The organism is Pseudomonas sp. p1(2021b) (assembly GCF_020151015.1).
Lineage (GTDB): Bacteria > Pseudomonadota > Gammaproteobacteria > Pseudomonadales > Pseudomonadaceae > Aquipseudomonas > Aquipseudomonas putida_K.
Genome location: NZ_CP083746.1, coordinates 2932271 through 2943435, shown reverse-complemented (window position 1 = coordinate 2943435; position 11165 = coordinate 2932271). Strand labels below are relative to the sequence as shown.

The window sequence follows — 11165 nt, the reverse complement described above, 5'->3', positions numbered from 1 at the left end:
AGGGCATTCACAAGCATCGCCTTTTCCCCTATTGTCGGGAATCCATTCCCAGAGCAATTGGCGGATTCATGGAGAAGGTCATCGTCATCACCGGTGCCAGCCGTGGCATCGGCGCTGCCACGGCGCTGTTGGCGGCACAACAGGGCTACCGCATCTGCATCAACTACCATGCCGACGACCAGGCCGCCGAGCAGGTACTGGCCCAGGTGCGTGCGTTGGGCGCCACGGCCATTGCCGTGCGTGCCGATGCCAGTGTCGAGGATGAAGTGTCCCAGCTGTTCCACCGCGTCGACCAGGAGCTTGGCCCGGTTACTGCGCTGGTCAACAATGCCGGGACCATCGGCCAGCAGAGCCGGGTCGAGGAAATGTCCGAATTCCGCCTGCTCAAGGTGATGAAGACCAACGTGGTCGGGCCGATGCTGTGTGCCAAGCACGCCTTGCTGCGCATGGCTCGCCGCCATGGCGGGCAGGGCGGGGCGATCGTCAACGTGTCGTCGGTGGCGGCACGGCTTGGCTCGCCCAATGAATACGTCGACTATGCCGCCTCCAAGGGCGCACTGGATACCTTCACGCTGGGGCTGGCCAAGGAAGTGGCCGGCGAGGGCGTGCGGGTCAACGGCGTACGCCCCGGCTATATCCATACCGGCTTTCATGCCCTCAGCGGTGACCCGGACCGTGTGGCCAAGCTCGAGCCTGGCCTGCCGATGGGGCGGGGCGGGCGGCCTGAAGAGGTGGCCGAGGCGATCATGTGGCTGCTGTCGGACAAGGCATCCTATTCGACAGGCAGCTTCATCGATCTGGGGGGCGGGCGCTAGGCCGCTTCCCGTAGCTGGCATGCAGGTCTGTCAGAATGACCTGACGATCTTCCCCAACGTCTCCATGGCCTGTTCCGCAGTGTCGTGCCAAGGGCTGCCGTAGTTCAGGCGAATGCAATTGCCAAAGCGTCGGGTCGGCGAGAAGATCGGCCCCGGTGCGATACTGATGCCCTGGGCCAGGGCGAGGTGGAACAGCTTGAGGGCGTCCATCTGTTCGGGCAGCTCCAGCCACAGGAAATAACCCCCGGTGGGGTGGCTGACCCGAGTCTGGGCCGGAAAGTGCCGGGCGATCGCGCCGAGCATGCTCAGTTGCTGGCCCTCCAGGGCGTAGCGCAGTTTGCGCAGATGCCGGTCGTAGCCCCCGTGCTGCAGATAGTCGGCAATGGCTGCCTGGGCCGGCATCGAGGCGCACAACGAGGTCATCAGCTTGAGCCGTTCGGTCTTCTGGGCGAAGCGCCCGGCCGCCACCCAGCCGATGCGGTAGCCGGGTGCCAGGCTCTTGGAGAACGAGCTGCAATGCATCACCAGCCCATCGGTATCGAACGCTTTGGCCGGCTTGGGCGCTTGCTGCGAATAATAGAGTTCCGCGTAGACATCGTCTTCGATCAGTGGCACCTGGTGGCGGCGCAACAGTTCGACCAGCTCCTGTTTCTTCGCCTCCGGCATGCTGGCACCTACCGGGTTCTGAAAATTCGTCATGCACCACACGGCCTTGATCGGGTGTTTCTCCAGGGTCTGGGCCAGCGCCCCCAGGTCCATACCTTCGCGTGGATGGACCGGAACCTCCACGGCCTTTAGCTTGAGCCGTTCCAGTACCTGCAGGCAGGCATAGAAAGCCGGTGCCTCGATCGCCACCAGGTCGCCGGGCTGGGTGACCGCCTGCAGGCACAGATTCAGGGCTTCCAGCGCGCCATTGGTGATCAGCAGTTCCTCCATCGGCAACATCAGGCCTGTAACCATGTAGCGCAGGGCGATTTGCCGCCGTAGCTGTGGATTGCCCGGCGACAGGTCGGTGACCACCATCTGCGGGTCCATGGCGCGGCTGGCACTGGCCAGTGAGCGCGACAGACGTTGCAGCGGAAACAGTTCCGGGCTGGGGAAGGCCGAGCCGAACGGCACGGTGTGCGGGTCCTTGATCGAGTCGAGGATGGAAAACACCAAGGCGCTGACATCCACGTCGGTGGACTCACTGGCCGGTGCCTGGGCCAGAGGTTCACTGAATTGGCGTGGCGCATGGGCATTGACGAAATAGCCCGAGCGCGGCCGGGCCCGGATCAGGCCACGGCGCTCGAGCAGGTAGTAGGCTTGGAACACCGTGGACGGGCTGACCCCATGGGTCTGGCTCGCGTAGCGCACCGAGGGCACGCGCTGGCCAGGGGCGAGCACCCCGGAGCGGATCAGTTCGGCAATGTCGTCGGCGAATCGTTCGTAGCGTTTCATCGTGGCTCGTCAGGCAAGTGACATGCCAGTGTAAGGGATCCGCGGCTGCGGGGTACGACGAACTGGCTGTCGGACCCCGGCGGGCATGACGTATCAGATCAACTCCAACTGTCATGCACCCCTTAGATCACGGAGCCCGGTGCGCTGGACTTCAGGTGCCTGCGGCTGTCCAGCGCGCCGGCCACGGTGAGCGCGTCGGCTTCGGCCTCGGTGATAGGGACGCGCTGGCCTGCGAGCAGTGCCACGGACATGCGCAGCTGTTCATCGGTGACGATCTCGATGTCCGGGCCTTCGGCCTCGAGGCGCAGGTCCTCGCCGATCAGCGTGCAGCGGCGGGTGGTTTCATCGATTTCAACGGGCATGGCGAATTCCTCCTATGGCAGTCATCGGTTGTGACCGCACCAGGTTCGCGGTTGCTGCATCGTTCCGCTCGGCGGGGCCGATCGCACTCCGGGCAGGCACAACGGTCAACCTACAGGGGAACGGTGCATACAAGGGTGGTGCACAACCTGGGAGGCACAGCATGGATCCTTGGTGGTACACGATATGGCAGGCGATACAGGCCGAGTTCGCCGACATCACCGATGTGCGCGAGGTCACCCAGGTCCTCGTACGCCTGATCATGGCGGCGCTTCTCGGCGCGGTGCTGGGTTTCGAGCGCGAGCACAAGGGCAAGTCGGCGGGCGTGCGCACGCATATGCTGGTATCCCTGGGCGCGGCGCTGTTCGTATTGGCGCCAAGCATGGCGGGTGCGGACGAACAGGCATTGAGCCGAGTGATCCAGGGCATTGTCGCGGGCATCGGCTTTCTCGGTGCCGGTACCATTCTCAAGGGAAACGGCACGGACACCAGCCACGTGAAAGGCCTGACCACCGCTGCTGGGCTGTGGATGACCGCCGCCATCGGTACCGCCGCCGGCATGGGTCGCGAGGCCACGGCAGTGATCAGTACGGTGCTGGCGCTGTTGGTGCTGGGCAGCATGCCGGTGCTGGTGGAGAAGATCGAGGGCGAGGAGGAGAGGCCGGAAGGGGATGACAGGAAGCACTGAGGGGAGCCGAAGCTCCCCTCATAAGCGTTTGTTGCCTGCTCTTTTTTTATTATTGGAGACTGGCCTGTTGTTGTTTTTGTCAGCCTTTGCCTCTGTACCGCGGGTGGCCCCCATTCGGGGCACAAGAGCAAACGTATTTTTTTGAGCGCCGACCCGCTTCCATCATTGCTGATCCGAACCTGGCTGCCGCTACCTGGAGGTAGTTTTATTGTTCTGTGCCAGACCGCGGGGCGAACCCCTGAAAAGCGTGTTTACTCCAAAAAAATCTGCTTGCTACGCCTCTGCCGTGTTGTTCTTGTTATGTCAGAGCCGTTACCTATTGTTTTTATTGGGTATCGCGTTTTTGTTCTTGTTATGCCAGAGATAAAGCAGGTGCCGTGCCAACTTTTAAAAACCCTTTAAAATCAATTGGTTGAGCGCAATCGAAAAAATCTGAGGGCCTGAAAATCTGCCGATTTGTTTCCCTGTTACCCGATTTTTCGCTGGCAAACGTGGGGGAGGTAACACTCCACCCACACGAATGTGACACCTCGATGATTTATCGTGCGCTATAGGCCCGTGCGACCCGCGACCCATTGTCGCGGCCCAGCACCGTGCTGATGCGCTGGCCAGCGGCGATCAGTCGCGCAAGGTCGATGCCAGTCTCGATGCCCAAGCCCTGCATCAGGTAGATCACGTCCTCGGTCGCGATGTTGCCGGTAGCACCCTTGGCATAGGGGCAGCCGCCCAGGCCTGCGACCGAACTGTCGAACACCTGGATGCCTTCGAGCAGGCTGGCATAGACATTGGCCAGGGCCTGGCCGTAGGTGTCATGGAAATGCCCGGCCAACCGCTCGCGCGGCACATGGGCCGAAACCACCTCGAACAACCGGCGGGTGTCGCCTGCGGTACCGGTGCCGATGGTGTCGCCCAGGGAGACTTCGTAGCAGCCCATCTCGTGCAGTGCACGGGCCACTGGCGCGACCTGCTCGGCACTGACCTTGCCTTCATAGGGGCAGCCCAGCACGCAGGAGACATAGCCACGCACGCGTACGCCATGGTTGCGCGCTGCGTCCATGATCGGCTCGAAGCGCTTGAGGCTGTCATTGATCGAGCAGTTGATGTTGCGCTGGGAAAACGCCTCGGAGGCGGCCGCGAATACCGCCACCTCCTTCACGCCCGCTGCCAGGGCATCTTCGAAGCCGCGCAGGTTGGGCGCCAATGCGGCATAGGTCACGCCTGCACGTTGCCTGATCGCCGCGAACACCTCGGCCGAGCCCGCCATCTGCGGCACCCACTTGGGCGAGACGAAACTGCCCACTTCGATATAGGACAGCCCAGCATCGGTCAAATCATCCACCAGCCGGACCTTGTCGGCGACGCTGATGGGCTGGGCTTCGTTCTGCAGGCCGTCGCGTGGGCCGACCTCGACCAGGCGGACATTCTGAGGCAATGACATGGCGGGATTCCTGTGGCGGATCAATGGCTATTGTTGTGGTGCTGCTTGTTCAAGGTGGCGGCCAGGGCCTGTTCACAGCGCTCCTGGGCGGTGTCCAGCTCCAGGTGCATCTGCTGGATGTCGAGCATCTGCTGCTCCAGCTGAGCGCGACGTTCGGCGATCTTGGCGAGCATGCTGGTCAGCTGCTTGAGGTTGCCGCCGCTGGGGTCGTACAGCTCGATCAGCTCACGGCACTCGGCCAATGAAAAACCAATGCGTTTGCCCCGCAGGATCAGTTTCAGGGTGACCTTGTCACGCGCTGAATAGATGCGCTCCAACCCCCGGCGCTCAGGGCTGAGCAGGCCTTGTTCCTCATAGAAGCGGATCGCGCGAGTGGTGATGTCCAGCTCACGGGACAGGTCGGAAATGCTGTAGGTCTGGGTGCTCATGCTCGGGCTCGGAAGAGTGGATAGCCGTAAGCTAAAGGCAGGTTGACGTTTACGTCAAGCAGGCCGTTCCGGGCCATGTTCCGACAGGGAAGGCGGAACATCGTAAAGAGCAGCGGTTCGCACGAGCACTGTGGGAGCAGTGGGGGATCCTACTTTTCCAATAGCGACACCATCTCCCGATAACCACGCTGGCGCGCATGTTCCAGGGCCGTCACGCCATCCTTGTCGGTGATCATCGGGTCCGCACCGGCCGCCAGCAGACGACGCACGATCTCCACATGACGTGGGCCGCCGTCGCCGAGGATCACCGCTTCGAGCAGGGCGGTCCAGTGCAGCCGGTTGAGGTGGTTCACGTCGACGCCGGCATCGATCAGCAGCTGCACGGTCTCGACATGCCCGCGCTCGGCAGCGGGGATCAATGCCGTGCCGCCGTAGCGGTTGGTGCTCTTGAGGTCGGCCCCGTGATCCAGGGTCAGGCGCAGGATGTCGTTCAGGCCGCGGGCGCCGGCATACAGGTAGGGGCTGTCTTGGATAGTGTCCTTGGCGTTGACGTCGGCACCGGCCTCGATCAGCACCTTGGCCACTTCCACGCGGTTGGCGTGGGTGGCGACCAGCAGCGCCGTACGGTCCTGGCTGTCGCGGGCATCCACTGTGGCCCCCTGGTCGAGCAGGTGGCGTATGGCTGTGGCATCGCCACGTTGGGCGGCATCGAGTAACTGGGTATCCATGGCAGAGGTCTCGGCGTGGGCAGCGAAGCTTGTGAACAAGGCGAAAAGGGCAGTGGCGAACGGCAAGCGCATGGGCTGGGCTCCTGATTGACCGGCTTTCATCCTAGGAAAACCACAGGCTGGCTTGGAAGTTAATTATCCGCATGGCATGCAGTGCATTTCTTGATACGAGACGCTTTGCGGCTTTTCACGCAGGTTCGGCTAAAATCGCTGTTTTTGGCACCTATTGCCCCTCGATTACAGGACGTCACGCTTGAAAAGGCCTTCGCACACACTGCCGCTTGTCCTCTGCTGCCTCCTGGCCCTGACCAGTTGCGGCTGGGGCGGGCGGGCAGGGTCGCCTTCCCTGCCACCTGCACCGGAACTTGCGTCCGGCTATCGTGCAGGCCTGGTACCTACTCAGGCCAGCCGCTATATGGCCGCTGCAGCCAACCCGCTGGCCAGCGAGGCGGGACGGGCCATGTTGCGTGCCGGTGGCAGCGCCATCGATGCGGCAATCGCCATGCAGGCGGTGCTCACCTTGGTCGAGCCGCAGTCCAGCGGCATTGGTGGTGGGGCATTCATCCTGTATTGGGACGACCGGAACGTGCAGGCCTTCGATGGTCGCGAAAGCGCCCCCAGCGGTGTGACTCCAGACCTGTTCCTCAAGCCAGACGGCACACCCATGGCCTTCAGGGATGCCCAGATCGGCGGTCGCTCGGTCGCGGTGCCTGGCGTGCTGCGGGCGCTGAAACTGGCCCATGAGCAGCATGGCAGGTTGCCGTGGCGCGACCTCTTCGCGCCGGCCATCGAATTGGCGCGCGAGGGCTTCCCGGTTTCCAGCCGCCTGCATACATTGCTGGCCTCCGACGCCTTCATTGCCGGTTCGCCGAGCATGGCTCGCTATTTCCTCGATGCCCAGGGCAAGCCTCTGGCGGTTGGCGCGTTGCTGAAAAACCCCGAGCTTGCCCATACCCTGGAACTGATCGCCGACCAGGGCCCGGATGGGTTCTACACCGGAGAGGTTGCCGAGGCGATGGTGGCCGCCGTGCGTGGCCACGCCAACCCTGGTGTCTTGTCACTCGAGGACCTGCGCCAGTACCGGGCCAAACCCCGCACCGCCTTGTGTGGCCCCTACAAGGCCTGGCGTATATGCGGCATGCCGCCGCCGTCTTCCGGCGCGGTTGCCGTGCTGCAGACACTGGGCATTCTCGAAGCGCTGCAAACGGCGACGCCCCGGCTGGACCTCGCACGCATGCCGCCCGTGCCGGTACCGTCCCTGGCGGGCCTGGAGCCGACACCCACGGCGGTTCACCTGATTGCCGAGGCCGAGCGCCTGGCCTATGCCGATCGCGCCCAGTACCTGGGCGACAGCGACTATGTCCCGGTCAATACCCAGGGCCTGCTCGACAAGGCCTACCTGGCCGAGCGCGCCAGGCTGATCGGTGCGCGGAGCATGAAGCACGCGCAGGCCGGGTCCCCACCTGGCGCCGACCTGTCGCTGGCCCCGGACCGCTCGCCGTTGCGAATCGCCACATCCCATGTCTCGGCGGTCGACGAGCAGGGCGGGGCCATCGCCATGACCACCTCGGTGGAAGCCGCGTTCGGCTCGCACCTGTTCGTCAAGGGGTTCGTCCTGAACAATCACCTTACCGACTTCTCCTTCGTGCCGAGCGAAGGTGGCCGTTTGGTCGCCAACCGCGTCGAGGCGGGCAAGCGGCCGCTGTCGTCCATGTCGCCGACGTTGGTGTTTTCCCGCCAGAGCGGTGAGCTGGTGGCCAGCCTCGGTTCGCCCGGTGGCTCGCAGATCATCGGCTACGTGAACAAGGCGCTGATCGGGCTGCTGGATTGGCAGCTCGACCCTCAGCAGGCCATCAATCTGCCCAATTTCGGCAGCCGCAATGTCGGCACCGAAGTGGAAGCGGGCCTGGTCAGCCCGAAGCTGGTGCATGAGCTCCAGGCGCTGGGCCATGAGGTAACGCCCATGACGATGACCAGCGGTACCCAGGTCATCCAGCGCACGGCTGATGGCTGGTCGGCCGGTGCCGACCCGCGCCGCGAAGGGGTGGCGCTGGGCGACTGATTCCTTGGGCGCTGTTGCCCGCCATGGGCAGGCGTGCTAGAAGTCGAGCCTGCCATTCAAAAGTTGAATAGTTCCATGTCTATCAGCGTTAAATCGAATAGGGCTCTTTTTGACCTGGACTTGTTGCGTGCCATTGTCGTGGTGGCTGACTGCGGCAGTTTCACCACCGCCGCGACACGCCTGCACTCGACCCAGTCCACCATCAGCCAGAAGGTGCGCCGGCTGGAAGATATGGTCGGCCATCGCTTGCTGGTGCGAGGCAACCGCGACGTGTTGCCCACCGATGCGGGGCAGACGCTGCTCGGTTATGCCCGACACATGCTCGCGCTCAATGACCAGATGCTCGAAGCCCTGGCCGGTGCCATGGTGGGCGTGACCGTACGCCTCGGGGTCCCCGAGGATTTCGTTGGCGGGCGCACCACCAATGCCTTGTCGGCGTTCAGCCGGCGCCACCCCGAGGTCAAGCTGGAAGTGACCAGCGGGTTGTGCCGCGACCTCAGCCAGGCCTACGACAATGGCGAGCTGGACTTGGTGCTGCTCAAGCAGCGCCGCAATGCACGCGAGGGCGTGGCCTGCTGGCCGGAGCGCCTGCAGTGGATCGACAGCGTGCGGACCCCGGCGTTCGAACTGGACCCCATTCCCTTGGTGACCTTTCCGCCCCGGGGGCTATACCGGGACGACATGATCACCGCCATCGAGGGGATGGGCCGGCGCTGGCGCATCAGTTTCACCAGCTCCAGCCTGAGCGGGATACAGGCTGCGGTGGCCGACGGCATGGGCATCAGCCTGTTGCCGCCGCGCGCAGCGACTGCCGAGCACAGGGTACTGGGCGCAGGGCAAGGGCTGCCGGAGGTGGACAGCTACGAGATCGTGGTCGTGCACCGGCCCACCGCGGACGCCATGGTGCGGGCGCTGGCCGACGTACTCACGGAGCTTCTCGCTGCCCATGAAATCTGATGGGTGCAACTCTCTCTGTTGTTCGGTGGTGATTTTTTAAGGTAATTCCTACACAAAAGGTGCAACCGCTCCTCGGGCGGGGCTATGCAAGTGCAACCCGATCAGCGCACAATCGCGCCCCTCTTTTTCGGTTGAGGTGCGCGAGGCCCCGTGTTTCGCCACTCTCAGCCTGTTGCAGTCTTGCGAGTGGAGTTGCACCCGGAATGAATGAGCAGGCCCCAAGCGTCGAACAGCGCTTCGAAGAATCGACCCCCGCCACCCTTGGCAGCTGGTCGCGACAAGACACCACCTGGATGCTGGGCCTGTTTGGCACGGCGATCGGTGCCGGGACCTTGTTCCTGCCGATCAACGCCGGCCTTGGCGGTTTCTGGCCACTGCTGATCCTGGCCGTGCTGGCCTTCCCGATGACCTACTATGCCCACCGTGGCCTGACCCGTTTCGTCCTTTCCGGGCACAGTGGCGACATCACCGACGTAGTGGAAGAACACTTCGGGCTCAAGGCCGGTGCCTTGATCACCGTGCTGTATTTCTTCGCCATCTTCCCGATCCTGCTGATCTATAGCGTTGCCCTGACCAACACCGTCAGCAGCTTCATGGAGCACCAACTGCACATGACCCCGCCACCGCGAGCGATCCTGTCGTTCGTGCTGATTCTGGGGCTGTTGGCGATCGTGCGTTGCGGCGAGCAGGCCACGGTCAAGGTCATGAGCCTGCTGGTGTATCCGTTCATCGTTGCCCTGGCCTTGCTGGCCCTGTACCTGGTGCCGCACTGGAACGGCGGCATCCTGGACAGCGCCACCACGCTGCCGACCGGTTCGGCCTTCCTGCATACCCTGTGGCTGGCGATTCCGGTGATGGTGTTCTCCTTCAACCATTCGCCGATCATTTCGGCCTTCGCGGTCGACCAAAAGCGCCGTTACGGTGAGCATGCCGACCAGCGCAGTGGCCAGATCCTGGCCCGTGCCCACCTGCTGATGGTGGCCATGGTGCTGTTCTTCGTCTTCAGCTGCGTGCTGACCCTCAGCAGCGCGCAACTGGCCGAGGCCAAGGCGCAGAACCTGTCGATCCTGTCTTACCTGGCCAACCACTTCAGCAACCCGGCCATTGCCTTTGCGGCGCCGCTGATTGCTTTCATCGCCATCGCCAAGTCGTTCCTGGGCCATTACATCGGTGCCAGCGAAGGCCTCAAGGGCATCATCGCCAAGGCTGGCCTGCGCCCCGGCGCCAAGGCCCTGGACCGCGTGGTCGCCGCGCTGATGCTGGTGGTGTGCTGGGTCGTCGCTACCCTGAACCCGAGCATCCTGGGCATGATCGAGTCCCTGGGCGGCCCGATCATCGCGGCGCTGCTGTTCCTGATGCCGATGTACGCCATCCGTCGCGTGCCGTCGATGCGTAAGTACAGCGGCGCGATGTCCAACGTCTTCGTCGTGGTGCTTGGCCTGGTCGCCATGTCTTCGGTGGTCTATTCGGTGGTCGATAGTCTGCTGGGCTGATCTATCGCAGCGAAAAAGCCCGAGGGCACTGTCGCCACTCGGGCTTTTTTTTGTTCACAATTGTTGTCGGACAATTCAACAATTTCGCATTTCTCATAGGCACCACCGCACCTTCATGGTTAACTCAGCCCTCCTTTTCAATTGCTAGGATTTTCGTAATGGCTCAAGTAACTTTGCAAGGTAACCCGGTTCAAGTCAGCGGCAGCCTCCCTCAGGTGGGCACCCAGGCCCCAGCTTTCACCTTGGTCGGTGAAGGCCTGGCCGACAAGTCGCTGAAGGACTACGCCGGCAAGCGCAAGGTGTTGAACATCTTCCCAAGCGTCGACACCCCGACCTGCGCGACGTCCGTACGCAAATTCAATGCCCAGGCCAACGAGGTGACCAACACCGTGGTGCTGTGCATTTCCGCCGACTTGCCATTCGCCCAGGCCCGCTTCTGCGGTGCCGAAGGCCTGGAGAACGTGCAGAACCTGTCTACCCTGCGTGGTCGCGAGTTCCTGGAGAACTACGGCGTGGCCATCGCCGACGGCCCGCTGGCTGGCCTGGCTGCCCGCGCGGTGGTGGTGCTGGACGAGAACGACAAGGTCCTGCACAGCGAGCTGGTTGGCGAGATCGCCGACGAGCCGAACTACGACGCGGCGCTGGCTGTCCTGAAGTAAGCGTACCGGGGCGCTTCGCGCCCCATCGTTGATCTGGGCTTTGCCCTTGATCGCGGGGCAGGTCGGACCGTCGCTCCCACAGAGTCCTACGAGATCA

The 11165-nt window shown here is 63.3% G+C and carries 11 protein-coding genes; 6 read left to right on the top strand and 5 right to left on the bottom strand.

Annotated elements, in window-relative coordinates; translation table 11 throughout:
- The first annotated feature begins 68 nt into the window (after nt 1-68).
- Entirely contained in the window at nt 69-815 is a 747-nt protein-coding gene (locus tag K8374_RS13690; RefSeq protein WP_084856965.1) for an SDR family oxidoreductase, read from the top strand.
- Nucleotides 816-845: 30 nt separating this feature from the next.
- On the opposite strand, the gene mapR is transcribed toward K8374_RS13690, so the two are convergent.
- Entirely contained in the window at nt 846-2255 is a 1410-nt protein-coding gene (mapR, locus tag K8374_RS13685) for a GntR family transcriptional regulator MpaR (RefSeq protein ID WP_224456007.1), read from the bottom strand.
- 122 nt (nt 2256-2377) lie between these two features.
- A complete protein-coding gene (locus K8374_RS13680) occupies nt 2378-2617 on the bottom strand; it encodes a DUF3203 family protein (protein WP_224456006.1) in 240 nt (79 codons plus the stop codon).
- A gap of 161 nt (nt 2618-2778) precedes the next feature.
- Between K8374_RS13680 and K8374_RS13675 the strand changes: the two genes are divergently transcribed.
- Entirely contained in the window at nt 2779-3303 is a 525-nt protein-coding gene (locus tag K8374_RS13675) for an MgtC/SapB family protein (protein WP_224456005.1), read from the top strand.
- Between the two features lie 538 nt (nt 3304-3841).
- Here the strand turns inward: K8374_RS13675 and K8374_RS13670 are convergent.
- The 3 genes from K8374_RS13670 to K8374_RS13660 all read right to left on the bottom strand — a co-directional run bounded on the left by K8374_RS13670 (nt 3842) and on the right by K8374_RS13660 (nt 5969).
- The gene (locus tag K8374_RS13670) at nt 3842-4741 is read right to left on the bottom strand and encodes a hydroxymethylglutaryl-CoA lyase (RefSeq protein ID WP_224456004.1); all 900 of its coding nucleotides are present in this window, start codon (nt 4739-4741) and stop codon (nt 3842-3844) included.
- A gap of 20 nt (nt 4742-4761) precedes the next feature.
- Nucleotides 4762-5169, bottom strand: coding sequence for a MerR family transcriptional regulator (locus K8374_RS13665; RefSeq protein ID WP_224456003.1), 408 nt, complete (start codon nt 5167-5169; stop codon nt 4762-4764).
- Between the two features lie 149 nt (nt 5170-5318).
- Nucleotides 5319-5969 (bottom strand): ankyrin repeat domain-containing protein, encoded by a 651-nt coding sequence (locus K8374_RS13660; protein ID WP_263498515.1) that lies wholly within the window; start codon nt 5967-5969, stop codon nt 5319-5321.
- A 226-nt stretch (nt 5970-6195) separates the two neighbouring features.
- On the opposite strand from K8374_RS13660, the gene ggt reads away from it, so the two are divergent.
- The 4 genes from ggt to tpx all read left to right on the top strand — a co-directional run bounded on the left by ggt (nt 6196) and on the right by tpx (nt 11068).
- Nucleotides 6196-7959, top strand: coding sequence for a gamma-glutamyltransferase (ggt, locus tag K8374_RS13655; protein WP_318010866.1), 1764 nt, complete (start codon nt 6196-6198; stop codon nt 7957-7959).
- Between the two features lie 75 nt (nt 7960-8034).
- Nucleotides 8035-8916 carry a LysR family transcriptional regulator gene (locus K8374_RS13650; protein WP_084856982.1) on the top strand — a complete coding sequence of 294 codons (882 nt, stop codon included), beginning with the start codon at nt 8035-8037 and terminating at the stop codon, nt 8914-8916.
- A 203-nt stretch (nt 8917-9119) separates the two neighbouring features.
- Complete coding sequence (locus tag K8374_RS13645; protein ID WP_224456001.1) at nt 9120-10409, top strand: serine/threonine transporter; 1290 nt, start codon at nt 9120-9122, stop codon at nt 10407-10409.
- 158 nt (nt 10410-10567) lie between these two features.
- Nucleotides 10568-11068, top strand: a complete 501-nt coding sequence (tpx, locus tag K8374_RS13640) for a thiol peroxidase (RefSeq protein ID WP_224456000.1) — start codon at nt 10568-10570, stop codon at nt 11066-11068.
- The last annotated feature ends 97 nt before the right edge of the window (nt 11069-11165 follow it).

Excerpts from the sequence above, each read along its gene's own strand:
- K8374_RS13690 (WP_084856965.1), top strand. The coding sequence starts at position 69 with ATGGAGAAGGTCATCGTCATCACCGGTGCCAGCCGTGGCATCGGCGCT.
- mapR (WP_224456007.1), bottom strand. The coding sequence starts at position 2,255 with ATGAAACGCTACGAACGATTCGCCGACGACATTGCCGAACTGATCCGC.
- K8374_RS13680 (WP_224456006.1), bottom strand. The coding sequence starts at position 2,617 with ATGCCCGTTGAAATCGATGAAACCACCCGCCGCTGCACGCTGATCGGC.
- K8374_RS13675 (WP_224456005.1), top strand. The coding sequence starts at position 2,779 with ATGGATCCTTGGTGGTACACGATATGGCAGGCGATACAGGCCGAGTTC.
- K8374_RS13670 (WP_224456004.1), bottom strand. The coding sequence starts at position 4,741 with ATGTCATTGCCTCAGAATGTCCGCCTGGTCGAGGTCGGCCCACGCGAC.
- K8374_RS13665 (WP_224456003.1), bottom strand. The coding sequence starts at position 5,169 with ATGAGCACCCAGACCTACAGCATTTCCGACCTGTCCCGTGAGCTGGAC.
- K8374_RS13660 (WP_263498515.1), bottom strand. The coding sequence starts at position 5,969 with ATGCGCTTGCCGTTCGCCACTGCCCTTTTCGCCTTGTTCACAAGCTTC.
- K8374_RS13650 (WP_084856982.1), top strand. The coding sequence starts at position 8,035 with ATGTCTATCAGCGTTAAATCGAATAGGGCTCTTTTTGACCTGGACTTG.
- K8374_RS13645 (WP_224456001.1), top strand. The coding sequence starts at position 9,120 with ATGAATGAGCAGGCCCCAAGCGTCGAACAGCGCTTCGAAGAATCGACC.
- tpx (WP_224456000.1), top strand. The coding sequence starts at position 10,568 with ATGGCTCAAGTAACTTTGCAAGGTAACCCGGTTCAAGTCAGCGGCAGC.